The following is a 24,194-nucleotide window of genomic DNA, read 5'->3' as shown; positions in this document are numbered from 1 at the left end:
TGGCCGGCCAGGCCGAACCCCAGGTGACGACCCACTTCACCGGCCGGGTCCGGCTGGCCCGCACCCCGGTGGGCGACACCGTCACCGCGGCCGCGCCGCCGGTGCCCGACGGTAAGGGCGTGCCCGCGACCGCGATCTACGACGTCTTCTTCCACGGCCCGGCCTTCCGGGTGCTGGACCGCGCCTGGCGTGACGACGGAGGCCCGGTCGGGCTGTACGCGAGCGACCTCCCACCCGACCACCTGCCGGCGGACCAGCCGGAACTGGTGTCGCCGAGGCTGATCGAGCTCGTCTTCCAGACCGCCGGGGTGTGGGAAATCGGGCACCGGAGCCGGTTCGGCCTGCCGCGGCACGTCGACCGGATCGTGTGGCACGACGCCCCCGAACCGCGAGGACGCCTCGAAGCCGTCGTGACGCCCGAAGAGGACGGTTTCGGCGGGCGGGTGCTCGACGAGACCGGCGCGGTCCTCCTGGAGCTGAGCGGCTACCGCACGACCGAGCTGCCCGGCGCCCTCGACGCGGGCCGCAGCGCACCGATGACGGAGGCGATGTCGTGACCGGCTTCCACCGGGTGGCCATCGTCAATCGCGGCGAGGCCGCCCTGCGGTTCCTCAACGCCGCGGCCGAGCTCGCCCGCGAGGGCCACCCGCTGACCACCATCGCCCTCTACACCGAACCCGACCGGCAGACCTGGTTCGTGCGGGAGGCCGACGAAGCCGTGTGCCTCGGCCCGGCCACGACCACCGACTCCGGCACCGGCCGACGGCGGCAGGCCTACCTCGACCTCGAACGGCTGGAGAAGGCACTGGTCGAGGCCCGCGCCGAAGCGGCGTGGGTCGGCTGGGGCTTCGTCGCCGAGCACGCCGAATTCGCCGAGCTGTGCGAAAAGCTCGGCATCGTCTTCATCGGCCCTTCGCCGGAGGCGATGCGGCTGGCCGGCGACAAGATCCACGCCAAGCAGCTGGCCGAGCGGGCCGGCGTACCCGTGGTGCCGTGGAGCGGCGGTCCGGTCGACACCCTCGCCGACGCCGTCGAAGCAGCCGAGCGGATCGGCTTCCCGTTGCTGGTCAAGGCGACCGCGGGCGGCGGCGGCCGCGGCATCCGGCGGGTCACGGGCACCGGCGAGCTCGAAGCGGCGTTCGAGTCGGCCCGGGCGGAGGCACGGCACGGCTTCGGCGACGCGAGCGTGTTCCTGGAACGCGAGCTGACCGGTGCCCGGCACGTGGAGGTGCAGGTCATCGCCGACCGGCACGGCGCCGTCTGGCCGGTCGGCCTGCGTGACTGCTCGCTGCAGCGGCGGCACCAGAAGGTGCTGGAGGAGTCGGCGTGCGTCCTGCTCTCTCCGGCGCAGGACGCGAAGATCCGCGCCGCGGCGGCCCGGCTCTGCTGCGACGCCGGGTACACGAACGCCGGCACCGTCGAGTTCCTGTACCGGCCCGAGACGCGCGAGTACCACTTCCTGGAGGTCAACGCGCGCCTGCAGGTCGAGCACCCGGTGACCGAGCTGACCACCGGGCTCGACCTGGTGAAGCTGCAGATCGCCGTCGCGCGCGGGGACCGGCTCACCGGGGCGCCGCCGGTGCCGTCCGGGCACGCGATGGAGGTGCGGCTCACCGCCGAGGACCCCGACCACGGCTTCGTGCCGGCGCCGGGCCGGATCCGCCGGTTCCGCCTGCCCGCCGGGCCCGGCGTCCGCGTCGACACCGGGGTCGCCGAAGGCGACGAGATCGCCGCCGAGTTCGACTCGATGATCGCGAAGGTGCTGGCGTGGGGCCACGACCGCGAGGAGGCACAGGCGCGGCTGACCCGCGCGCTGTCCCAGACCCAGCTGATCGTCGACGGCGGCCGGATCACCAAGGCCTTCCTGCTGACCCTGCTCGACCACCCCGACGTGGCGGCCGGCCACTACGACACCGGCTGGCTCGACGCGAAGACGGCCACCGGTGAGCTCCTGGAACGCCGGTACGCCGACATCGCGCTGGTCTGCGCCGCGATCGAGGCCTACGCGCTGGAGCACGAGCGCACGCGCGCGGAGTTCTACGCGGGCGTGGCCCGCGGCCGGCCGGGCCCCGCCCCGGCCGGCGGCCGCCGCATCGAGTTCCGCTACCGCGGGACGGCGTGCGCCCTCGGTGTCCGCCAGTACGGCCCGGCGAGTTACCAGGTCTCGCTCGGGGATGCGCAAACCGACGTCGAGGTCGCCCGGGTGGGCGACGTCGAGCGGCGGCTGAGCTTCCCCGGGCGGGTCTACCGGGTGCTCGCCGCGCACGCCGGTCCGGTGCACACCGTGGAGGTCGAGGGGATCACCCACACCATCGCGCGAGACGAGGGCGGCGTGGTCCGCGCACCGACCCCGGCGGTCGTCGTGTCGGTCGCCGTCGCGCCGGGTGACCCGGTCGCGGTGGGTGACCCGCTGGTCGTCATCGAGTCCATGAAGATGGAGACGGCGGTGACCGCGACCTTCCCCGGCCGGGTGCGCTCGGTGCTCGTGGGGCCGAACGTCCAGGTCGGCGCGGGTACCCCGCTGCTGCGGCTGGATCCGGTGATCGGGGACAGCCCGGTATCGGGCCGGGCCGTCCCGGAACTGAGCGCCGGTACCGGAACCGGGCGGAGCCTGGCCGCCGCGCTGCGCTCGCTGCTGCTCGGATTCGACGCGGACGCGACGGCCCTGGCCCGGCTCGGCCACGGCGAAGACCCGTGGTCGCCGCTGTCGGCGGACGATCCGGAGCGGTTCCGCGGCGAGCGGAGGTTCCTGCGGCTGTTCGCGGACGTCTGCGCGGTGTCGCGCCGCCGTCCGGAGCCCGCGGACGAAACCGGGGAGGAGCGCGTCCGTGCGCCCGAGGAGTACCTGCTGACCTGCCTGCGGACCTACGGCACCGGCGGCGAGGGCCTGCCACCGCGGTTCCTCGACGGCCTGTTGCGGGTGCTGCGCCACCACGGGATCACGAAACTGGGCCCGTCGGCCGAAGTCGCCGACGCGCTGCTGCGGCTCTACCGCGCCCAGCACCGGCTCGAGGCGGTGCTCCCCGCCGTCACGGCGATCCTGGACCGCTGGAGCACGCACGGCCCGCCGGCCGGCGACGACCTGCGCGAGCTGCTCGACCGGCTCGTCGCGGCCACCGACCAGCGCTACCCGGCGGTCATGGACCTGGCCCGGGACGTCCGGTTCCGCTGCTTTGAACAGCCGGTGCTGGTGCGCGCGCGGGGCAGGCTGTACGAGGAGATGGACGGCCACATCGCCGCGCTCGCCGCGGGCGTCACCGACGGCGAACGGGATCGGCGCATGGCGGCGCTCGTCGGCTGCCCGCAGCCACTGCGGCCGTTGCTGCTGCGGTGGTACCGGCGCGGCGACGAGCGGGCCCGTGACGTCGCCCTCGAAGTCGCGGCCCGCCGCTACTACCGGATCCGCGAGCTCGGCCCGGTGGACCTGGTCGACGCCGGCGGCGTCCGGCTCGCCGTGTCCGGGTACGGGCACCGCGACGAGCTGTTCCACCTCATGGTGACCTGCGGCGCGGCCGAGGGGCTGCCCGCGCTGGCCGCCGCCGTCGGCCGGTACCTCGCCGGGATCGCCACGCACCTGCGGCCGGTGCTCGACCTGCACCTGTGGGCCGGCGCCGAGCCCGGGGACGAGCTGCGCGACCACCTGCGGGACGTCCTCGCCGCGGCGGTGCCCGGCCGGGTGCTGCACCGCGCCGACGTGACGGTCAGCGGCCCCCGGGAGACTCGGCACTACACGTTCCGCTCCACCGCGGACGGACTGGCCGAGGAGCCGCTGTACCGGGACATGCACCCGATGCTGGCCAAGCGGCTGAACGTGGACCGGCTGTCGCGCTTCGCGATCACCCGGCTGGCCTCCGCCGAGGACGTCTACCTCTTCCACGGCGTCGCCCGCGACAACCCGAAGGACGAGCGGCTGTTCGCGCTCGCCGAGGTGCGCGATCTGACGCCGGTCACCGGCGAGCGCGGCGAGGTGGTGAGCTATCCCGCGCTGGACTGGGTGCTCGGCGAGGTGCTGTCCGGGTTGCGCCGGTTCCAGTCCCACCGGCCGCCGGGCCGCCGGCTGCTGAAGAACGTGGTGCTGCTGCACGTACGTCCGGAGTGGACCGCCGGGGTGGACCTGTGGCGCGAACTCGGCCACCGGCAGGCGTGGTCGTTCCGCGGCCTGGGCGTGGAGCACGTCCTGGTCCGGCTGCGGGTGGCGGGCCGCGACGTCGCACTGGAGGTCAGCCACCTCGGCGGCGCGGGTGTCGTCGTGCGTGAGACGGCGCCGTCGGACGAGCCGATCGAACCGCTCGGCGAGTACGAGCTGAAGGCACTGCGCACCGAGCGGCGCGGCGACGTCTACCCGTACGAGCTGATCCGGCTGCTCACCCCGCCCGCCGGGGCCGCGTCGGACTTCCCCGCCGGGGAGTTCACCGAGTACGACCTCGACGCGGCGGGTGAGTACGGGCCCGTCGACCGGCCGCCGGGCGGCAACACGGCCAACCTCGTGACCGGCGTGATCCGCAACCACACCGCGACCGTGCCCGAGGGCATGCAGCGGGTGCTGATCGCCGGAGACCCCAGCCGCAGCCTGGGCGCGCTCGCCGAACCGGAGTGCCGGCGGATCGTCGCGGCCCTCGACCTGGCCGAGCGGACGGGCGTGCCGGTGGAGTGGTTCGCGGTGTCCTCGGGCGCCCGCATCTCGATGACCAGCGGCACCGAAAACATGGACTGGATCGGCGCTGTGCTGCGCCGGATCGTCACCTTCACCCAGCGCGGCGGCGAGATCAACATCGTCGTCACCGGGATCAACGTCGGTGCCCAGCCCTACTGGAACGCCGAGGCGACGATGCTCATGCACACCCGCGGCGTGCTCGTGATGCTGCCGGACAGCGCGATGGTGCTCACCGGCAAACAGGCCCTCGACTTCTCCGGCGGCGTCTCGGCCGAGGACAACCTCGGCATCGGCGGGTTCGAGCGGATCATGGGCCCGAACGGCCAGGCCCAGTACCGGGCCGACGACCTCGAGTCCGCGTGCGAAATCCTCTTCGCGCACTACGAACACACCTACGTGGTGCCGGGGGAGCGGTTCCCCCGGCGGGCCGGGACCACCGACCCGCTCGACCGGGACGTCCGCGCCGCCCCGCACCCGCGGCTGGCCGGGACGGACTTCACGACCGTCGGCGACGTCTTCTCCGCCACGGTCAACCCGGAGCGCAAGAAGCCGTTCGCCATCCGCGCGGTCATGCGGGCGGCCGCCGACACCGACCACCGGCCGCTGGAACGCTGGGCCCGGTGGAAGCACGCCGATACCGCCGTGGTCTGGGACGCGCACGTCGGCGGGATCCCGGTGTGCCTGATCGGCTTCGAGTCGCACCCGGTGCCGCGCGAGGACCCCGTGCCCGGGGACGGCCCGGTGGTGTGGACGGCGGGGACCCTGTTCCCGCAGGCGTCGAAGAAGGTGGCCCGGGCCCTCAACGCGGCGAGCGGCAACCGGCCGGTGGTCGTACTGGCCAACCTGTCGGGCTTCGACGGCTCACCGGAGTCGATGCGCAGCCGCCAGCTGGAATACGGCGCGGAGATCGGCCGCGCGGTGACCAACTTCGACGGACCGATCGTGTTCGCCGTCGTCTCGCGCTACCACGGTGGCGCGTTCGTCGTGTTCTCCAAGCAGCTCAACGAAAACCTGGAGGTCGCGGCGGTCGAAGGGTCCTCCGCGTCGGTGATCGGCGGGGCACCGGCGGCGGCGGTGGTGTTCGCCAGGGAAGTGCGGGCGCGCACGCAGGCCGACCCACGGGTGGCCGAGGCGGAGTCCCGGGTCCGGGCCGGCACCTGCTCGCCCGCCGACCTGCGGGACACGACCGAACGGATCCGCGCGGAGAAGCTCGGCGAGGTGGCGGCGGAGTTCGACGAGGTCCACGACATCGCTCGCGCGCGTGCCGTCGGCTCGGTCGACCACATCATCCCGGCGAGCGGCTTGCGGCCGTACCTGGTCGCGGCCCTGGAACGGGGGATGGCCCGGTGCGGTGCACCTGAGTGAGCCGTCCGTCTGGCGGAACCGCCATCGCCGGCGACGGCGGTTCCGCCAGGCACCGAGGCGGGTCCCACGGAGCTCGTGCCGCGCAGGTGAGGAGGAACTCGCCGTACCGGCGCCACCAGCCGGGGAACTCGCCGCCTCCGGCCGCCCGCACGACCAGCGGGCTCCACCCCGGTCGTGCCGTTCCGAGCTCGACTTCCACGGACCGGGTGTCGCGGCGCAAGCCGGTCTCCAGCACCTTCAGCGCGCTTTCCTTGGCGGACCAGATCAGGTTGGCCAGCAGGGCCTGCTCCCCGGCGAAGACCGTTTCGCGCTCCCGGGCGGTGAACCACGTCCGCACGAAGGCGTCCGAGCGTGGTTCCACGAGTTCGAGGTCGCAGCCGAGCGCGCCGCCGGGCGGTCCGGTCAGGCAGACGGCCCAGCCGGCGCGGCCGGTCAGCGAAACCGCCACCGGCGCGGGCACGCCGTCGTGGCAGGCCACCGGGGCGCCGGTGGCGGTCGGCCTGACCTCGATCCGGGCCAGGGCGCCGTCGTGCGTGTCGAGCCCCAGCGCGGCCGCGATCGCGTGTTTCGCCGTCCACCGCGAGAGCCGCAGCTCCGACCGCCGTTTCGGGTGCTTCAGCCCGGCCAGCCGCGCTGCTTCGGCGGGTGAGAGCCAGTCGTCGGCTGCGGGGACGTCCCGCATCCCGCAGGCGAGCCACTGTCGTTTGCCGGTCACGGCTCCAGCGTTCCCCCGAAGCCCGGTGCCGCACAGGGCCGAAAGCCACCAGCCCCGCGGCGTCCCGTCGCCGGAGGACTTTGGGTTATCCACAGAGGACTTTGGTCCCTGTCGGGCGAGGCGCGCGCCGCGGTCGACTGTCGCGTGCGACGAGCGGAGAAGACAGGAGCACCCGTGACGGCCACCAGACCCGGCCCGATTGCCATCCGACCGCAGGTGGGGCGCGAACGCGTCAAAGGCGCGTGGCTCCTGCAGCTGCTGCGCACCACCGATCACAAGCAGATCGGCGTGATGTACCTGGTCACGACGTTCGCGTTCTTCCTCATCGGGGGCGCGATGGCGATGCTGATCCGCTCCGAGCTGGCGCGGCCCGGCCTGCAGTTCCTGTCACAGGAGCAGTACAACCAGCTGTTCACCATGCACGGCACGGTGATGCTGCTGCTGTACGCGACCCCGAGCGTGTTCGGCTTCGCGAACTTCGTGCTGCCGTTGCAGATCGGCTCGCCGGACGTCGCGTTCCCGCGGCTGAACGCGTTCTCGTTCTGGCTGTTCCTGTTCGGCGGGCTGATCATGCTGGGCGGGTTCCTGACCCCGGGTGGCGCCGCCGACTTCGGCTGGTTCGCCTACACCCCGCTGTCGGATGCCATCCACTCGCCCGGGGTCGGGCCCAACCTCTGGATCGTCGGGGTCGCCGTCGGCGGGCTGGGCACCATCCTCGGCGCGGTCAACATGGTCACCACCGTGGTGTGCCTGCGCGCGCCGGGCATGACGATGTGGCGGATGCCGATCTTCACCTGGAACATCCTGGTCACCAGCATCCTCGTGCTGATCGTGTTCCCGATCCTCACCGCCGCCGGGTTCGGCCTGCTCGCCGACCGCCTGATCGGGGCGCACGTGTTCGACCCGGCCAACGGCGGGGCGGTGCTCTGGCAGCACCTGTTCTGGTTCTTCGGCCACCCCGAGGTCTACATCCTCGCCCTGCCGTTCTTCGGGGTGGTCTCGGAAATCCTGCCGGTGTTCTCCCGCAAGCCGCTGTTCGGCTACCGCGGGCTGGTGTGGGCCACCCTCTCCATCGCCGCGCTGTCGGTCGCGGTGTGGGCGCACCACATGTACGCCACCGGCGCCGTGCTGCTGCCGTTCTTCTCCTTCATGACGTTCCTGGTCGCCGTGCCGACCGGGGTGAAGTTCTTCAACTGGATCGGCACGATGTGGAAGGGGCAGCTGACCTTCGAGTCGCCGATGCTGTTCTCCGTCGGGTTCCTGGTCACGTTCCTCTTCGGCGGCCTGTCCGGCGTGCTCCTGGCGGCGCCGGCCCTGGACTTCCACGTGTCGGACACCTACTTCGTCGTCGCGCACTTCCACTACGTGCTCTACGGCACGATCGTGTTCGCCACCTTCGCCGGCATCTACTTCTGGTTCCCGAAGATCACCGGCCGGATGATGGACGAAGCGTTGGCCCGCTGGCACTTCTGGACGACCTTCATCGGCTTCCACGCCACGTTCCTCGTCCAGCACTGGCTGGGCAACGAAGGCATGCCGCGCCGCTACGCGGACTACCTGACCACGGATGGGTTCACCACCCTCAACACCATTTCGACGGTCGGTGCCTACCTGCTCGGCGCTTCGGTGCTGCCGTTCATCTGGAACGTCTTCAAGTCCTACCGGTACGGCGAGATCGTCACGGTGGACGACCCGTGGGGCTACGGCAACTCGCTCGAGTGGGCGACCTCCTGCCCGCCGCCGCGGCACAACTTCACCGAGCTGCCCCGGATCCGCTCCGAGCGGCCCGCGTTCGAGCTGCACTATCCGCACATGGTCGAACGCCTTCGCCGCGAAGGCGAAATAACCTTCACCGGCAAACCGAAAGCGCCCGCCGCCGAAGCGGACCCGCCGCAGCTGCCCGCGGACCGCTGACGAAGCTGTCGCGCAGTTCCCGACCACCACGAACGAAAGGCACTCGGTGTCGCGCAGGCTCAACCTGGCCGTGGACATCTCGGGCGACGTCGTCCCGGGCGCCGGCGAGTACGTCCGCCGCCGGATCGGCGCATTCCTCCGGCGGGTACCGGCCCAAGTCGAATCCGCGAGGCTCAAGCTCACGGTGTTCCGGAAACCCGCCGTGGCACGGCCCGCGCTCGTGCAGGCGAACTTCGTCGTCGACGGGCACCCGGTGCGCGCCCAGCTGACCGGCGTGTTCTTCCAGGAGGCGGCCACCCTGCTCCGGAAACGGCTCGCCGAACAGCTGGCGCGGCTGCACAACCCGGCCGTGCCGAGGCCGTGGCCGCCACCGCGCGACGAGCCGCCGCCGCTTCCGCGTCCGGCCGGGCAGAGGGAGATCGTGCGCCGCAAAAGTTGTCCGCTGAGGACGTGCCGCCCGGACGACGCCGCGCTGGCCATGGACCTGATGGACTACCGCGTCCACCTCTTCGTCGACGCGGACACCGGCGAGGACGCGGTGGTGTACCGCGGAGGTCCGACCGGATACCGGCTCGCCCGGCTGGCCGGCCTGACCCCGCCGGCCGGGACCGTCACGACGCCGTGGGTGGTCAACGTCCACCCGGTGCCCCGGCTGGACGCGCGGACGGCCTGCGACCGGCTCGATGCCCTCGAACTGCCGTTCCTCTTCTTCCAGGACGCCGACACCGACCGCGGCGCCGTGCTCTACCAGCGTTACGACGGGCACTACGGACTGGTCACCTCATACCGGGGGCCGAGGCGAACCCGTCCGGATCATGCCGCGGGCTGATCTCCGGCGGGCGGCGCCGGGCCAGACTCGGGCGCACCCACCCGCCGACGGAAGGAAACCCCGGTGCGCCTCTCCCGGACAGGACTGGTGGCCGCGACGGCCGCCCTCTTCGCGGCGGCGGTGCCCGCTGCCGCCGCCGATCCGCTCGCGCCGTACACGACGCAGCAGCTGAGCTGGGGTGCTTGCCCGTTCGAGCCGGCCGCCGGTGAGCCGGCCGCGCAGTGCGCGCGGGTCACGGTCCCGCGGGACTGGGCCGACCCGGCCGCCGGGCCGGAGCTCGAGGTCTCGATCAGCCGGGTCGCGGCCACCGGCGAGCGGCGCGGCGCGATCCTGCTGAACCCCGGCGGTCCAGGCGGTCAGGGGACGCCGCTCGCGGGGTCGCTGGCCGCGCTGGAGCCGTCGGTCGGCGCGCTCTACGACTTCGTCGGGATGGATCCGCGCGGCACCGGGCACGCGGGCACCGACGACCACGGCTTCCTGTGCCAGGTGCCGGTCGGGCGGCTGCCGTCGGGGCCGCTCGACGCCCGCGACCGGTCCGCGGCGAGCATCGTGGAGCACCAGCGGACGCCGCGGGCCGTCGCCGAGGCCTGCCAGAGCGACGCGCTCGCGCCGTTCGTCACGACCTGGCAGACCGCGCACGACATGGACCTGGTCCGCACCCTGCTCGGGGACGAGAAGCTCAACTACCTCGGCTACTCCTACGGCACCTGGCTCGGCGCCAAGTACGCCTCGCTGTTCCCCGGGCACACCGGCAAGGTCGTGCTCGACTCCAGCGTCGACTTCGAAGGCAGGCTGCAGGCCGACTTCGAGGCGTTCCCGGTCATCGACCAGCGGCAGTTCGACGACGTCTACCTGCCGTGGCTGGCGCGCACCTTCCCCGCCCAGCTGGGCGGGACCGCCGCCGAGGTCAAGGCGGAGTGGGAGCGCGTCCGCGCCTACTACGGCACGCACGGCCTCGCCCCCGACACGTTCGACGGGGTCTTCGTCGGCAACGGCAGCCCGATCCGCTGGCTCCTCGGCGCCCTGGTCTTCCTGCTCGGCGCGCAGGCGCTCGACGGCGGCGCGGCTCCGGACCCGGCGGCCCTTGCCCCCGACCTCGACGCGGCGTCGCGGACGACGTTCGGCGTCCCGGCCGCCGAGCTGACGGCCGACCGCGTCGTCGCCGAGGCCCCGAAGCTGGCTCCCGACTACACCCAGGCCCCCGGGACCCGCTACGCCGTCGCGTGCGGCGACCAGCCCACCCGCTCCGCGGCCTGGTACCGGCGGCTCAGCGACCGGCAGGGCCCGCGCTACCCGCTGTTCGGCTGGGCCTACGGCCTCGGCGAAACGTGCGGCCACTGGTCCGACCTCCCGCGGCACGAACTGCCCGAGGTGCCCGCCGAAGTGGCCTCGAACATCCTCGTCGTGCAAGGCGAATTCGACCCGCAGACCGGCTACGAGCAGGCGGCATCGGGGGCCCGCGCGGCCGGCGTCCCGCTGGTGTCGGTGGACGACTCGCCGTTCCACGGCCAGTACGCCCTGGCGGGCAACCCGTGCGTCGACGGCCTCGTGAACGTGTTCCTGGTCAAGAACTCCCGCCCGCGCGCCACGACCTGCCCGGGCGTCCCGCTGCCCGGCGAGGACCGGGTGTACCCGGTGGCCGGCCCGGTGCGCGGCGTGGCCACCGGCGTCCGGACGCGGCTGTCCGACGGTACGGCGAAGGTGCGGGAGCAGGTCCAGGCCGAAATCAGTGCGCTGAACCGGCAGCGCTGAGCGCGCGTACTCCCGCAGTCTCGCAGGCGGTGGGATCCCGTCGGATCGCGTCCGGCGGGGAGGGTTCGCCGGCCCCGTTGTTCCGGAACGGGCAGGATGTGGTGCAGGGAGCCGTGCTTGTCGGAGGCACGGTTCCTTTCCCGGCCCGAGGATTGGATGCGCAATGGGACGCTCGTCGGTGTTCACCTTCCAGTACATCGCCATCGACACCGAGGCCGGTGTCACCCCGGAGGAGTTCGAGACCTTCGTGCGTGCCGAAGGCGTCCACCTGCCCTTGTACCCGGGGTGGCGGTGGACTCTGCTGCGCGGGTTGCGCGGAGAGCGGACCGGGCAGTACCTGATGCTGTACGAGATCGAGAGCGCCGAGCAGCGCGACCGGTACGTCACGGCCCGGGGTGAGCAGACCGAGCCGGCCCGGCAGTTCTGGGCGCGGCACCCGGAGGCGGCGGAGGTGCTGGCGCGGTGGCGGCGGCTGGGCACGTTCGCCGAGCTGCCGACGTTGTTCACCGACTACCGGCTGCTGGCCGACAACCCGCGGAGCACGGTCACGCCCGGCCCCCGCTACCGCAACCGCCCGGGGGAGGAGCCCGTCGCCCGGGTGATCGGGATCCACAACCTGGCGTTGCGCGCCGGGGTGACCGAGGAGATGTTCGACCGCTTCATCGCCGAGAACCACCATCGCATCGACGACTACCCGGACTGGCGGTTCCACGTGCTCAAGGGCGAGCGGGGCAACCGCCTCGACCAGTACGTGATGATGATGGAGATCGCGAGCCTGGCCGCGCTGGACGTGTTCTACCCCGAGCCCGACATCGCCACCGGCGAGGCGGCGGAGTTCGCGGCCGCCCACCGCGACACCAAGCAGATGTACGAGGAGTGGAAGAAGCTGGCCTCGTTCTCCGGCTCACCGCAGATCTACACGGACTACCTCGCCGTCGCGGAGAACCCGGCGTAGCCCGCACGCTGCCGGTCGTAGCCGATCGTCATGACAGCGCCTCGCGTGTGTCTGGCACGAGCACGACCTTGACGGCGTCGCCCCGGTGCTGGGCGGCCACCGCCTCGTTGATCTGCGAGAGCGGCATGGTGGTCACGAGCTCGTCGAACGGGAAGCGGCCGGTCCGGTGCAGCTCGAGCAGGTGCGGGATGAACACGTCGGGGTCGCTGTCGCCCTCGACGATCCCGAGCACCCGTAGGCCGAGGGCCTCGGCCTGGAGCATGTTCAGCGCAAGCGCGGCCTCGGGGTCGGCGGGAACGCCGATGATGCCGACGGTCGCCCGGTGCGCCAGCGCCTGCATGGCCTGCTGCAGCACGTCGGCGATGCCGGTGGTGTCGATCGCGTAGTCGACGCCGCCGGGCACGATCGCCCGCACCTGCTCGGCCAGCGGCCCGGCGGCGGGGTCGAGCGCGTGCGTCGCGCCCAGCGCCAGTGCGAGGTCGCGGCGTCGGGCGTGCGGCTCGACGACGATGATGTGCGCCAGTTCCCGGAGGACCCCGGCGAGCACGGCGGACAGGCCGACCGATCCGCCGCCCAGCACCAGCAGCACCGAGCCCGGTGGGCAGTCCAGGGAGTTCATGACGGCCCCGGCGCCGGTTTGCACGCCGCAGCCCAGCGGGCCGAGCACGGCGAGCGGCGCGTCGTCGGGCACCTTCACCAGGTTGCGTTCGTGGGCGAGCGCGTGCGTGGCGAAGGAAGACTGGCCGAAGAACTCCGAACCCAGCGGCGTGCCGTCCCGGTGCAGGGTGCTGCGGCCGTCCGGGCGGGCGCCGCCGAAGTTGCAGGCCCGGAACTCGTGGCAGTACGCGGGTTCGCCGCGCCGGCACTCCCGGCATTCGCCGCAGCTGTTGAAGCTCAGCACGACTTTGTCACCGACCGCCACCTTGGCGACGGACTCGCCGACGGCGGTGACGACACCGCTGCCCTCGTGCCCGAAGACACCGGGCAGCGGGAACGGCAGGTGCCCGTCCTTCGCGGCGAGGTCGGTGTGGCAAAGCCCCACCCCGGCGATCTCGACGACCACTTCGCCGGGGCCCGGGTCGTCGAGGGTGACTTGCTGCAGGGTGAACTCGCCACCCGGCTCGGTGGCCACCGCGGCCGTGATGTCCATGCGAACTCCGTTGTTTTCCAGTGGGATCAGCCGTCGGTGCCGCGCACGGATGCCTGCAGTGCCTTCGCCACGTCGTCCGCGTGCGTGATGATCGCTTCGTGCGTCCCCGGCACGAGCACCGGCTCGGCACCGAGCCGGGCCGCCAGTTCCGCGCCGGGCGCGGCCAGGGCCTGGTCCCGCTCGGCGAGCAGGTACGTCATCGGGACGTCCAGGTCGGCGAGGTCGACCACGTCGAGCGCGTCGAGCATGTAGCCGCCGGGTTGCGGCACCAGCAGTTCGTAGGTCAGGCGCTGGAGGTTCTCCGGCTCGTCCGGCATGAGCGAGTCGCGGAAGGCGGCGAAGTCGAGGCCGAGCGTGTGGTCCGGCGACGCCGCGATCGTCGCGCGGACGTAGGCACCCACCTGCGGCCCCATCGCCTCGGCCATCGACTCCCCGCCGCGCGGCACGAACGCGCTGACCATCGCGATCGCGCGCAGCCTCTTGCCCAGCCGCCGGGCGGCGCCGGCGATCGGGATGCCGCCCCAGCTGTGGCCGACCAGTACGACGTCGGTCAGCTCGCGCCGCTCGACCTCGGCGACCAGGTACGCCACGGCGTCCGTCAGCCGCACCGCGCGGGGGTCGTCACCGGGGGACATCCCGGGCATGGTCAACGCGACGGCGCGGTGGCCGGCGCTCGCGATGCGGCGCGCCACCGGGTGCCAGGCCCACCCGCCGTGCCAGGCGCCGGGCACGAAGACGTAGTCCACGGGAACTCCTTCGGGAAAGTTGGGGTCTACTCACTGGAGTCAGACTCCAGTGAGTGTGCCGCTACGCTACCACCGTGCCCAGCAAGCGTTCGAGAACCACCGGCGGCGGCCGGCGCGCGGAATACGCCGCGGCCACGCGGCAGGCGATCCACCACGCCGCCCGGGAGCTGTTCGTCTCCAAGGGCTATTTCGCCACGACGGTCGACGACATCGCCACCGCGGCCCGGGTGGCACCGGCGTCGGTGTACGCCGTGGTCGGCGGGAAGCAGGGACTGCTCAACTCGATCATCGAGGCCCGCACGACCGCGCCCGACGTCGAAGAGACCCACGCCCGCATCACCGCCCACGAAGACGCCGGCGAACTGCTCCGGTTCACGACCCACGCCACGCGCGTCCGCTTCGAGAACGCGCGAGACCTGATGCGGGTCGTCACCGACACCGCGCCCCACGAACCGGGCGCGGCCCAGGCGCTGCGGTCGGCGCACGCCAGCCTGCGCACCGGCCTGGAGCTCACCGCGCGTCGCCTGGCCGAACTGAAGGCACTGCGCGACGGCGTCGACATCGAGTCGGCCACCGACACGCTGTGGTTCTACCTCTGCAACCAGTCGTACTTCACCCTGACCGGCGACAACCACTGGTCACTCGACCAGGCCGAGGAGTGGCTGCTGCAGTCCCTGCGAACCGCACTGCTCGCCCCGGCGGCCGGCTACAGGCACGAACCCTTGTCGTAGGTGTCGCCGATGATCTCGAAGAGCATGTGCCGGAACACGTCGATGTGGTCTTCGCGGAAGCCGCCGAGTATCGCGGCCTCGACCCGCTCGCACGACTTCGCGACCCGGGCGCGCAAGGCACTGCCGGCTTCGGTGTTCTGCGGTATCCGAGCGCGTCCGTCGCGCGGGTCGGTGCGCCGGACGATCAGTCCCCTCCGCTCCAGCTGGGCCAGCTGGTTCATCAGCGTCGTCTTGTCCAGGCCGAGCGACTTTCCCAGCTCGATCTGGGTGAGGTTCGGGTTCAGGTCCAGAGCGGTCAAGATGATGTACTCGCGGAGGTGAATCCCGTGCGCCTCGGCCTGCTCACCGGTCACGGTGCGCAGGCGCTGGGCGGCGCGATGCAGAAGCCACGTGATCTCCGAGTCGACCGAGGGCCGCAGCTCGCCCGGCGCGGCCACGTCGTCCGAAGGCGTGCTCGGAGCTTCTCCACTTCGCATGCCGAGACCGTACCTTTCCGCTTCTACCGGGCCGGCAGCAGCGGAATGCCGTCATAGGATCCGAGGTCGTGTGACGGGACGACCTGCATGAGGCTCGCGAGCGAGGCCATCCGGCGCAGGCCGTCGCGCACCCGGCCCTCGTCGCTGTCGGCCATTTTGCGCATCAAGAGCGGCCGCTCGGCCAGCCGGGTGACGCCCTCGAGTTGCCACGCGAGGTCGCCGATGAAGGCGTACCGCTTGCCTGTCGGCAACGTGACAAAGACGATCACCGAGCCTGTCGTGTGGCCTCCGGCCAAGGCGACCACCACCGAGCCGTCACCGTGGACGTCGTAGCTCGAGGAGAAGCCGAGGTAGGGCTTGCCGTCGAAATCGTAGTGGTGGAGTTCGTGTCCTTTCGACACGGTCTGGAACACGCGCCCGTCGCGGGCTCCGGCGGCGTATCGCAGCTCGGCCTCATTGATCCAGATGGGCACATCGAGCTCGTCGAGGCCGCTCACGTGGTCCCAGTGGGCGTGGGTGAGAAGCACTCCCTTCAGTCGGCCGCGGTCGTAGCCTGCGGCGTCGAGCTGCGCACTGGCGGTACTGGTCGTCGTGTAGGGAGCGCGCGCGAACCGGGGTTGGGCGTTGACGTGCGCGGCGATGCCGGCGCCGAAACCGGCATCGATCAGAAGATCGCCCTGCGGGTGGCGCACCAGCACCGCAGTGGCGGCGAAGGCCCGCTTGTCGCCGAACGAGCCGCCCTTGAACGCGAACGCGGCCCTGGTCTGGTAGGTGCCGGTCGGAAGCTGGTAGACGGCCATGTCCGGCGGCGCGGCAGCCTCGGGCAGGAGCCCCTGGAAATCCGGGGGTCGAGAAGTAGCCATGCCAAGATCGTACGAACTGAGATTATCTCAGTCAAGACGATCTCTCCGGAGCACCGCTTCCGGCCCTGCCGACCCCGACCACACCGCATCGACCCGGCGGCCCGGACCACCGGGTTCATTCACTGAAATCGCGGTTGGCCGGTGCCGGACCCGTGCGTAGCTTGTGGACGAACTTGCCGGATCAGTGCGATCCGTCCGGCTTTCCGTGCATTCGAGCAAGATATGAGGCCAATGATGGCTGGTGTTCAGCTGCGGGTCGGGGTCTGGAACTACGATCACACGCGCGCGCTGTTCGACGGCAGTGTGCGGATCGAGGGCGCCGAAGCGACTTTCGAAAGCATGGGGATCGTTTCGGAGATCTTCGAGGAGACCGTCCGGAACCGCGGGTTCGACGTGGCCGAGCTGGGGCTGACGTTCTATTTGCGCAGCCTGGAGATGCCTGACCCCGAGTACATCGCCATACCCGTGTTCCCGAACCGGCACTTCCGGCATTCGGCGATCTATGTGAACGCGTCGAGCGGTATCGAGAAGCCGGAGGATCTCGCCGGCAAGACGATCGGGGAGTTCGCGACGTACGGTCACGATGCCGGTATCTGGCCGAAGGGAATCCTCGCCGATGACTTCGGTGTGGTACCCGAACAGTCGCGCTGGGTGATCGGCGGTACGAACCGGTATCAGCGGCCGTTGGACTTCATTCCGTTCCGGTACCCCTCGAACGTCGATGTCACCACCACACCGGAGGGCAAAACGCTGGACGGGATGCTGGTGGCAGGGGAGATCGATGCGCTGATCACGGCGATCGTGCCGCAGAGCGTGCTGGCGGGCGCTCCGCAGGTGCGCCCGTTGTTCGCGGACGTGGAAACCGTGGAGCGTGGGTACTTCGCGCGGACCGGTATCTACCCGATCATGCACACCGTGGTGGTCCGCCGCAGCCTGCTCGCCGGGCACCCGGGGTTGGAGCACGCCGTGTACCAGGCGTTCTGCGAATCCCGGGACGCGGCGATGAACCATTACGACCGCTACGGCAGGATGGCCCAGCAATCCGACTTCATGATCCCGTGGCTCGGCGAGCTGTGGGAGCGCAACCGGGCGTTGCTGGGGGACGGCGCATGGCGGCACGGGCTCGCGGCGAACCGTGCCACGATCGACGCTTTCCTGCGGTACTCCCACGAGCAGGGCCTGTCCGGCGATCGACTGACCTGTGAGGACATCTTCGTGCCGAGCCTGCTGAACACCTGACGTCCTGCCGGGACGTTCGGTTTCGCTTCAGCCGCCGTCGGCCGGAGCCGCGGCGAGCCGGGCGACGCGAGAGATCGCCCGCGCCACGGCCACGACGGCGGGAATGAGGCCGGCCGGCTGGAACGAGCCCGTCGGCGCCAGGACGGACAGTCCGGCGATGGCCTCTTGCGCGGGCCCGAAGATCGGTGCGGCGACGGACGTCATCGGGGTGGGACGGGCCATCGAGACGATGGCGGCACCCTCCTGGCGCACCTGCGCGAGGATCGCCCGGAGCTGCTCAGGTGTTGAGGCCCCGTCCTCGAAGGGCGACCCCAGGTCGCCGGCCAGCACGTCTTGCCGGAGTTCGCGAGGACCGAAGGCGAGCAGCACCCGCCCCACGCCGGTGACCCGCAGCGGCGCTCGTCCGCCGACCCGGTAGTGCCCTCCCATGCGGTGGTGGACTCCCGAGGCGCCGTGTGCCGAGAGGCGCTCGACGAGCACGCTTTCGTGGCCGTCTCGAACGGCCAGCTGCACGTGCTGGCCCGTCGCGTGATGGAGATCCTCGAGGTACGGCAGCGCGATCCTGCGCAGCCCCTGTCCTCGCGGGGACAGCATCGCGATCTCGAGAAGCCGGAGTCCGATGACGTACTCGCCCTGCGGGGTGCGCTCGAGGGCGCCCCATTCCGTCAACCGCCTCGCCAGGCGCAATGCGGTGGCCTTGGGCAGATCGGCTTCCACGCTGAGCTGCTCCAGGGACAGTGCGCCGTCATGCGCCTCGAACGCCGAGAGCAGACGCAGGGCACGGTCGACGACGGGCTCGCCGCGAGCCGGTTTCCCACCGCGGGGGCGGGGCGTGCTGCCGTCCGTCATGAGCGCCGTTCTCCCCGTCGGTTCACTGAATGAAATCCTGATTGTCCGGCCGTGCCGAATGACCAGAATAGCGGAGGTCGGTGTCGGTGAGCCGGCGGACATCGATGAGTGCGTTCGCGTCGTTTCGGGATCAATTTCCCTGTTCAGGCAAGGAGCGTAGGTCGGAATGACCGGAATCGTCAGGTTCCCCGCGGCACCGGAAGCCGCAGCCGTGCTGCACGATGCGAAGCGGTTGCACACGTTGCTCGACAGCCACGGGGCCGAGCACGACCGGGAAGGGCGGCTCTCCGATGCGGTAGTGGAGCAGTTGCGCTCGACGGGCGCATTCGGGCTCTTCACGCCCCGCGAATGGGGCGGCGCGGAGATGAGCCCGGCTCAGGCGCTGGACCTCATCAGCACTCTGTCGTACTCCGATCCGTCCAGTGGCTGGGTGGCGTTCGCGATCGGCTTCGCGACCGGTCTGGCCGGTGCCTTCCTCGACCGCGACACCGCGGCCGAGCTGTTCGCGCAGCCGGGCTTCGGTTGTGCCGGGCAGGGCACCAGGGCCGGGCGCGCGGTACGGACCGAGCGCGGCTACCTGCTCAGCGGCAGCTGGAGCTTCGCCTCGGGCATCAAGCACGCGACACACGTGTTCACCTCCGCGATCGATGCCGACACGGGTACACCGCTGTGCCTCGTGCTGCCGAAAGACGACGTCGATCAGGTGGACAACTGGGACGTCATGGGCCTGCGCGGCACCGGGAGCATCGACTACTCGGCCCAGGACGTCCTGGTCCCGGCGAACCACGCGTTCGCGGCCGTGAGTGCCGAGCCCGTCACCGGCGGCCCGGTGTACCGGATCGGCGCGGGCAACTTCGCGAGCATCAACCACGGTGCGTGGGCCTTGGGCGTCGGCAGGCGGCTGCTGGACGAGCTGGCGGAATCCGTGCGCGGCAAAGCCGGCCAACCCGGCGCGCCGGCGGATTCCCCCGCGTTCACGGAGGACTATGCGGCCGCCGAGGTCAAACTCCGATCCGCCAAGGCCCTGCTCTACGAGGTGTGGGAGGAGATCGAGCAGAGGCTGGCCGAGGGTGACCCGCCGACGGTGCGGCTCGAAACCCTGTCGAAGGTCGCGTTGAACAACGCGACGTGGCGGTGCCACGAGATCGCCGGGTTCGTCTACGCGTCAAGCGGCTCGACGGCGCTGCGATCGGGGACGCTCCAGCGGTTGTTCCGCGACGTGCACGGCGGTACGCAGCACTTTTCGTCCTCGCGCGTCGTCCTGCAGGCGGCGGGCCGGGAGCTGTGCGGGCTGGCCGAGGGCAAACGGTGGTCGTTCCATTCGCTCGTCTGAACGGCCGGTACCACCGCAAAGGGGGATTCACTTCATGGCAGAACTGAACCGACACGAGCAGTCCGCGCCCAGGGTCACGGGCGAACCGGTCGAGGTCTCCGACGGTGTCTTCGTCATCCCGGACGGCCGGGTGTCCCTGGTGCCCAACGTCGGGATCGTGCTGGGCGACGACGCGGCTCTGGTGATCGACACCGGCGTGGGGCCGCGAAACGGACGCCACGTCCTCGAACAGGCGAAGCGCCTGGCCGGGAAACGCTCGTTGTCCGTGACGATCACCCAGCTGGATCCCGGCCACGGATTCGGTCTTCAGGCGTTCAAGGGTACGGCGACGATCATTCTCGGTGCCGCCCAACGCGATCGGCTGGAACGCCACGCTCCCGGCTACGCGGACGCGTTCAGGAAGCTCGGACTCGGCGAAGCCGTGGAGCACGAGTTCGAAGGCCTCGAACTCGTCGGCCCCGACATCGTTCACGACGGCCCCCTCACCCTCGACCTCGGCGGGACCACCGCGGTCCTCCGGGAATGGGGTCCCGCGCACGCACCGGATGATCAGACGGTCCTCATCGATGATCGGGTCCTGTTCGGCGGCGACCTGTTCGAGACGCGGATGTTCGCGATTCTCCCTTACCTGCCGCCGTTCGACGTCGGATTCGCCCCTGATCGCTGGTTCGACGCGCTCGACAGCCTGATCGCGCTCGAGCCCGGGATCGTCGTGCCCGGCCACGGCGAAGTCGCCGATGTCGAGCTGATCCGCGAGGTGCGTGCCTACCTCGCGTTCGTGCGGGACGAGGCCGGCCGCTTGCAGGCGGACGGTCTGCCCTTCGACGAGGCGGCGGCAATCGTGGAAAAGCTGGCGATCGCGAGGTGGGACACCTGGGAGGGGCCACAAATGGTCAGGCTGCTGACCAAGGCCTTCTACGCGCAGGGCACGGCCTGATCAGCCTACCCCTCACCCGGCTGACCCCGCGCCGGCTCCCGATCGGGCTGAACGGCCGCACGCTCGGCCACGTCGCCGGCAAGGTCGCCGCACGCCAAGCCGGCACCCGCGCCAACCGGCCGGTGACTCGAGAAGGTGACGGACATGCCTTCGATCAACCAGCCTTGAACTGCCGCCTGGCAGGTGCGTGCGCAGATCAGGTGAGCTTCGAGGTACACCCACCCGGGCGGGGGTTCGAACGCAGCGTCGTCAGCCATGGCGGGTCATACCTGTTTCGCGGTCACGGTTTTCGCTGATGCGCGACGGGTCACGAAGCCGTGGAGGAACGCCGCGACCAGCCCGCCCGCGACGGGTGCGACGAGGTAGGCGGCCAGTTGTGACCAGGTCACGCTCCGGCCGGTCAGAAACAGCACGACATCCGGCCCGATGGTGCGGGCCAGGTTCACCGATGCGCCGGTGAGCGGTCCGAACACCATGATCTGGGTGGCCAGCGCCAAGCCGATGCCGAACCCGTGCACGCCGCGCGGGGCGTCCGGCGAGACGGCCAGCGCGAACACGGCGGTGACCAGGATGAAGGCCCCCACCGCTTCCGCGAGCACGGCCGGTCCGAAGGAGACGCCCGATCCGAAGGTCGTCGCGCCGAGGCCGGCGTCGAGTGCGGTGCTCGTGTACGCCGAATAGACCAGTAACGCGGCGAGGATTCCGCCGAGAAGCTGAGCCACCAGGTAGCCCGGAACCTCGCGCCAGGCGAACTTGCCGCGCGCGGCCAGGGCGATGGTGACGGTCGGGTTGAAGTGGCCGCCGGAGGTCGCGCCGAAGGCGTAGATGGCCACGGCGAGCGCGAGACCGTGCGCCAGCGCGACGATCAGCAGCCCACCGCCCCCGGCCGAGGCGGCGCTGACCGCCACCGCTGCGCCGATACCGAAGGTGCACAAGATTGCGGTGCCTGCCAGTTCTGCGATCAGACGGCGAACCAGTGCGACGTGCACGGTGACGGGTCCTCTCTTGCCGGGGCAGCGACGTGGCCCGGTGGACGTGTTGGCGTCTCCAACCTGCCGCGAGCCGATGTCGCGGCATACCGCCGAACCAGCTGAAGAGTCTTACGAATCCCTTACCCGGCTGGGGTCGTTGCTGCCCGCCTATTTGACGCTGACCGTCGCGGTGCCGGCGTCCAGCCGGTCAGCCCGCTCTTCCCGGTCGATCGCGCGGCGGTGGGCGATGGTCAGCGCCCAGGTCTGCGCGCGTCCGCGGCGGGCGTCCAAGGTCGCCGCCTTGCGCCGGATTTCGAGCAGGACTTCCCGGGGGCCTCTTCGGTGTGTGCCCGGGAGCGCAGCACCTGGAGCACGACGCCGGCGGGCGCCGAGTCACGCGCCGCGGCCGGCGGCGGTCACCAGGGGTTCGTCCGGACCGGCCCGAGCGGATTGGTGGTGTGACGAAAGACCCAGCCGGTCACCCACATGGCGGAACTTGTCCACAGTGGATCGACCTGGCCGGGTGCTCGAACCGCCGTGGACCAATACCTTGACCGGGTGGCGTCGAACGACCGGTATGACCGCCACTGAAAACCTGGAAGCTCCGCCGACGCCGCCGCGCGCCCGGTTGCGATTCTTCGCGGCCGCGCTCACCGGTGTCCTGGCGCTGGCCGCCGCGCTCGCCGCAGGGCACCTGGTGGCCGGGTTCATCAGCGTCAACGCCTCGCCGTACCTGGCGGTGGGTAACGGCGCCATCGATCTCACCCCGGTCGAGCTGAAGGACTTCGCCGTCCGTACGTTCGGGACCTACGACAAGCTGGTGCTGCTGGGCAGCATGGCCGTGGTCATGGTCGGTGTCGCCGCCTTGGCGGGTGTCCTTTCACGACGGTCACCGGTGCCGGGCACCGTCCTCATCGCCGTGTTCGGCCTGGTCGGTGCGTTCGCGGTGTACCAGCGCCCGGACCTGACGGCGGTCGCGCTGCTCGCGGCCGGCGCGAGCCTGGTCGTCGGCATCGCCGTGTTCCTGCTCCTGCACCGGATCGCGCCGCGCGTGTGGCGGGACGACGAGGACGAGAAGACCGGCACCTCCCGGCGGGCTTTCCTGCTCGGTGGCGCCGGGGTGGTCGCCGGCGCCGGCGCGGCGGGGCTCGGTGGGCAGCTGATCAGCTCCTCACGCGACGCGACGGCCTCCCGGGCGGCGGTCGGCAAGCTGGTCCCGGCGCGGACAGCGCCGATGATCCCCGCCGACGCCGACTTCGCCAAGCTGGGGACCCCGCCGTTCCTGACGCCGAACGACAAGTTCTACCGCGTCGACACCGCGTTGTCGGTGCCACAGCTGCGCACGGAAGACTGGAGCCTGCGGCTGCACGGCATGGTCGACCGCGAGATTCGCTACCGCTACGACGACATCCGCAACCGGCCGCTGGTCGAGCGCACCGTCACCATGACGTGCGTGTCCAACGAGGTCGGCGGCGACTACGTGTCCACGTCGAACTTCATCGGCGTCGACCTGGCGGACCTGCTCGCCGAGGCCGGCGTGCAACCCGGGGCCGAGCAGCTGTTCTGCACCAGCGTCGACGGCTGGACCTCGGGTACGCCGGTCGCGGCGGCGCAGGACCGCGATCGGGGCGCGATGCTGGCGATCGGGATGAACGGCGAGCCGCTGCCGCTGGAGCACGGGTTTCCGGCCCGGCTGGTCACCCCCGGGTTGTACGGGTACGTGTCGGCGACGAAATGGGTCGTCGACATCGAGGTCACGACGTGGGCGGCGCGGCAGGCCTACTGGCTCAAGCGCAGCTGGGCCCAGGAGGCGCCGATCAAGACCGAGTCGCGGATCGACTCGCACCGCGGCTTCGCGAACGTCCAAAGGGGAAAGGTGCGGGTCGCCGGGGTGGCGTGGGCGCAGCACACCGGGATCGAGAAGGTCGAGGTCCGCGTCGACCAGGGACCGTGGCAGGAAACCACGTTGTCACAGGAGGTCAACCCGAACACGTGGCGGATGTGGTGGACCGAGGTCGACATCCCGGCCGGGGTGCACCAGGTGTTCTGCCGCGCCACCGACAAGTCCGGCTACACCCAGACCGACCAGCGTGCCGGCACCGTGCCCGACGGCGCCACAGGATGGCACAACGTCACGTTCACCGCAGCCTGAAAAATTCTTTCCCGATCCACCAATCCGGATCTCGCCGGGTCCCGAATCACGGGCAACAAGAGGTTCTCGCCGGCTCGGCAGCCTCAGCCGCGTAATCAATTGGAGTGAATTCTCGTGCGTAACCTTCGTATTGCCGGTATTGGTCTGACCGCGGCCGCCGCGCTCACCCTGACCGCGTGCGGCAGCAGCGATACCGCTTCGTCGGGCAGCTCCAGCAGCTCGATGGCGCCGTCGTCCACGGTGCCCGCGCCTTCGACCAGTATGGCCGCCGGTGGCTCCGGCGTGACCACCAACGCCGACGTCTTCGGCCCGGCCTGTTCGCAGCTGCCGCAGGGTTCCGCGCCCGGTTCGCTGGACTCGATGGGCCCGCAGCCGGTCGCTTCGGCCGCGTCGACGAACCCGCTGCTGACCAAGCTGGTGGCGGCGGTCAAGGCCACCAACCTGGTCGACACGCTGAACAGCCAGGAAGCCATCACGGTCTTCGCGCCGGCCGACCCGGCGTTCGCCGCGCTGGGCGACGCCAAGTTCAACGAGCTGGCCGGCAAGCCCGCCGAGCTGGCGCC

At 71.2% G+C, this 24,194-nt stretch carries 19 protein-coding genes; 11 read left to right on the top strand and 8 right to left on the bottom strand.

Annotation, left to right across the window (positions count from 1 at the left end; genetic code table 11):
• Nucleotides 1-553: 553 nt before the first annotated feature.
• Nucleotides 554-6,019, top strand: a complete 5,466-nt coding sequence (locus ACWEGE_RS43055; protein WP_449666284.1) for an ATP-binding protein — start codon at nucleotides 554-556, stop codon at nucleotides 6,017-6,019.
• On the opposite strand, the gene ACWEGE_RS43050 is transcribed toward ACWEGE_RS43055, so the two are convergent.
• Nucleotides 5,940-6,734, bottom strand: coding sequence for a 4'-phosphopantetheinyl transferase family protein (locus ACWEGE_RS43050; protein ID WP_449666283.1), 795 nt, complete (start codon nucleotides 6,732-6,734; stop codon nucleotides 5,940-5,942). The genes ACWEGE_RS43055 and ACWEGE_RS43050 overlap by 80 nt on opposite strands.
• 174 nt (nucleotides 6,735-6,908) lie before the next feature.
• Between ACWEGE_RS43050 and ctaD the strand changes: the two genes are divergently transcribed.
• The 4 genes from ctaD to ACWEGE_RS43030 all read left to right on the top strand — a co-directional run bounded on the left by ctaD (nucleotide 6,909) and on the right by ACWEGE_RS43030 (nucleotide 12,184).
• Nucleotides 6,909-8,648 (top strand): aa3-type cytochrome oxidase subunit I, encoded by a 1,740-nt coding sequence (ctaD, locus tag ACWEGE_RS43045; protein WP_449666282.1) that lies wholly within the window; start codon nucleotides 6,909-6,911, stop codon nucleotides 8,646-8,648.
• Between the two features lie 46 nt (nucleotides 8,649-8,694).
• Nucleotides 8,695-9,477 carry a sigma 54 modulation/S30EA ribosomal C-terminal domain-containing protein gene (locus ACWEGE_RS43040; RefSeq protein ID WP_449666281.1) on the top strand — a complete coding sequence of 261 codons (783 nt, stop codon included), beginning with the start codon at nucleotides 8,695-8,697 and terminating at the stop codon, nucleotides 9,475-9,477.
• A gap of 63 nt (nucleotides 9,478-9,540) precedes the next feature.
• Entirely contained in the window at nucleotides 9,541-11,229 is a 1,689-nt protein-coding gene (locus ACWEGE_RS43035) for an alpha/beta fold hydrolase (RefSeq protein WP_449666280.1), read from the top strand.
• Between the two features lie 163 nt (nucleotides 11,230-11,392).
• Nucleotides 11,393-12,184, top strand: a complete 792-nt coding sequence (locus ACWEGE_RS43030; RefSeq protein WP_449666279.1) for a hypothetical protein — start codon at nucleotides 11,393-11,395, stop codon at nucleotides 12,182-12,184.
• A 28-nt stretch (nucleotides 12,185-12,212) separates the two neighbouring features.
• Here the strand turns inward: ACWEGE_RS43030 and ACWEGE_RS43025 are convergent, their stop codons facing one another.
• Together ACWEGE_RS43025 and ACWEGE_RS43020 are read right to left on the bottom strand one after the other, a co-directional pair.
• On the bottom strand, nucleotides 12,213-13,334 hold the full coding sequence (locus ACWEGE_RS43025; RefSeq protein ID WP_449666278.1) for an NAD(P)-dependent alcohol dehydrogenase: 1,122 nt from the start codon (nucleotides 13,332-13,334) through the stop codon (nucleotides 12,213-12,215).
• Between the two features lie 26 nt (nucleotides 13,335-13,360).
• Entirely contained in the window at nucleotides 13,361-14,080 is a 720-nt protein-coding gene (locus tag ACWEGE_RS43020; RefSeq protein WP_449666277.1) for an alpha/beta fold hydrolase, read from the bottom strand.
• Nucleotides 14,081-14,154: 74 nt separating this feature from the next.
• On the opposite strand from ACWEGE_RS43020, the gene ACWEGE_RS43015 reads away from it, so the two are divergent.
• On the top strand, nucleotides 14,155-14,811 hold the full coding sequence (locus tag ACWEGE_RS43015; RefSeq protein ID WP_449666276.1) for a TetR/AcrR family transcriptional regulator: 657 nt from the start codon (nucleotides 14,155-14,157) through the stop codon (nucleotides 14,809-14,811).
• Here the strand turns inward: ACWEGE_RS43015 and ACWEGE_RS43010 are convergent.
• Nucleotides 14,787-15,287, bottom strand: coding sequence for a MarR family winged helix-turn-helix transcriptional regulator (locus tag ACWEGE_RS43010; protein ID WP_449666275.1), 501 nt, complete (start codon nucleotides 15,285-15,287; stop codon nucleotides 14,787-14,789). The genes ACWEGE_RS43015 and ACWEGE_RS43010 overlap by 25 nt on opposite strands.
• 23 nt (nucleotides 15,288-15,310) lie before the next feature.
• Nucleotides 15,311-16,150 (bottom strand): MBL fold metallo-hydrolase, encoded by an 840-nt coding sequence (locus ACWEGE_RS43005; RefSeq protein ID WP_449666274.1) that lies wholly within the window; start codon nucleotides 16,148-16,150, stop codon nucleotides 15,311-15,313.
• Nucleotides 16,151-16,384: 234 nt separating this feature from the next.
• Between ACWEGE_RS43005 and ACWEGE_RS43000 the strand changes: the two genes are divergently transcribed.
• Nucleotides 16,385-17,389 carry a 4,5-dihydroxyphthalate decarboxylase gene (locus ACWEGE_RS43000; RefSeq protein ID WP_449666273.1) on the top strand — a complete coding sequence of 335 codons (1,005 nt, stop codon included), beginning with the start codon at nucleotides 16,385-16,387 and terminating at the stop codon, nucleotides 17,387-17,389.
• A 27-nt stretch (nucleotides 17,390-17,416) separates the two neighbouring features.
• On the opposite strand, the gene ACWEGE_RS42995 is transcribed toward ACWEGE_RS43000, so the two are convergent.
• Entirely contained in the window at nucleotides 17,417-18,238 is an 822-nt protein-coding gene (locus tag ACWEGE_RS42995; RefSeq protein WP_449666272.1) for an IclR family transcriptional regulator, read from the bottom strand.
• A gap of 166 nt (nucleotides 18,239-18,404) precedes the next feature.
• Between ACWEGE_RS42995 and ACWEGE_RS42990 the strand changes: the two genes are divergently transcribed.
• Together ACWEGE_RS42990 and ACWEGE_RS42985 are read left to right on the top strand one after the other, a co-directional pair.
• Nucleotides 18,405-19,571, top strand: coding sequence for an acyl-CoA dehydrogenase family protein (locus ACWEGE_RS42990; protein ID WP_449666271.1), 1,167 nt, complete (start codon nucleotides 18,405-18,407; stop codon nucleotides 19,569-19,571).
• A gap of 34 nt (nucleotides 19,572-19,605) precedes the next feature.
• On the top strand, nucleotides 19,606-20,508 hold the full coding sequence (locus ACWEGE_RS42985) for an MBL fold metallo-hydrolase (RefSeq protein WP_449666270.1): 903 nt from the start codon (nucleotides 19,606-19,608) through the stop codon (nucleotides 20,506-20,508).
• A 263-nt stretch (nucleotides 20,509-20,771) separates the two neighbouring features.
• Here ACWEGE_RS42985 and ACWEGE_RS42980 read toward each other — a convergent pair whose 3' ends face one another.
• Nucleotides 20,772-21,497 (bottom strand): MIP/aquaporin family protein, encoded by a 726-nt coding sequence (locus ACWEGE_RS42980; RefSeq protein ID WP_449666269.1) that lies wholly within the window; start codon nucleotides 21,495-21,497, stop codon nucleotides 20,772-20,774.
• A gap of 150 nt (nucleotides 21,498-21,647) precedes the next feature.
• The gene (locus tag ACWEGE_RS42975) at nucleotides 21,648-21,770 is read right to left on the bottom strand and encodes a hypothetical protein (protein WP_449666268.1); all 123 of its coding nucleotides are present in this window, start codon (nucleotides 21,768-21,770) and stop codon (nucleotides 21,648-21,650) included.
• Nucleotides 21,771-22,056: 286 nt separating this feature from the next.
• Between ACWEGE_RS42975 and ACWEGE_RS42970 the strand changes: the two genes are divergently transcribed.
• Nucleotides 22,057-23,631, top strand: a complete 1,575-nt coding sequence (locus ACWEGE_RS42970) for a molybdopterin-dependent oxidoreductase (RefSeq protein ID WP_449666267.1) — start codon at nucleotides 22,057-22,059, stop codon at nucleotides 23,629-23,631.
• 114 nt (nucleotides 23,632-23,745) lie between these two features.
• The coding region (locus ACWEGE_RS42965; RefSeq protein ID WP_449666266.1) for a fasciclin domain-containing protein at nucleotides 23,746-24,194 on the top strand (449 nt) is incomplete at its 3' end.

Source organism: Amycolatopsis sp. NPDC004747 (genome assembly GCF_053601335.1).
The sequence above is the reverse complement of the archived record's forward strand: the minus strand, read 5'-3'. Positions and strand labels throughout refer to the sequence as shown.

Excerpts from the sequence above, each read along its gene's own strand:
- ACWEGE_RS43000 (WP_449666273.1), top strand. The coding sequence starts at position 16,385 with ATGGCTGGTGTTCAGCTGCGGGTCGGGGTCTGGAACTACGATCACACG.
- ACWEGE_RS42990 (WP_449666271.1), top strand. The coding sequence starts at position 18,405 with ATGACCGGAATCGTCAGGTTCCCCGCGGCACCGGAAGCCGCAGCCGTG.
- ACWEGE_RS43005 (WP_449666274.1), bottom strand. The coding sequence starts at position 16,150 with ATGGCTACTTCTCGACCCCCGGATTTCCAGGGGCTCCTGCCCGAGGCT.
- ACWEGE_RS42995 (WP_449666272.1), bottom strand. The coding sequence starts at position 18,238 with ATGACGGACGGCAGCACGCCCCGCCCCCGCGGTGGGAAACCGGCTCGC.
- ACWEGE_RS43010 (WP_449666275.1), bottom strand. The coding sequence starts at position 15,287 with ATGCGAAGTGGAGAAGCTCCGAGCACGCCTTCGGACGACGTGGCCGCG.
- ACWEGE_RS43030 (WP_449666279.1), top strand. The coding sequence starts at position 11,393 with ATGGGACGCTCGTCGGTGTTCACCTTCCAGTACATCGCCATCGACACC.
- ACWEGE_RS42985 (WP_449666270.1), top strand. The coding sequence starts at position 19,606 with ATGGCAGAACTGAACCGACACGAGCAGTCCGCGCCCAGGGTCACGGGC.
- ACWEGE_RS43025 (WP_449666278.1), bottom strand. The coding sequence starts at position 13,334 with ATGGACATCACGGCCGCGGTGGCCACCGAGCCGGGTGGCGAGTTCACC.
- ACWEGE_RS42970 (WP_449666267.1), top strand. The coding sequence starts at position 22,057 with ATGACCGCCACTGAAAACCTGGAAGCTCCGCCGACGCCGCCGCGCGCC.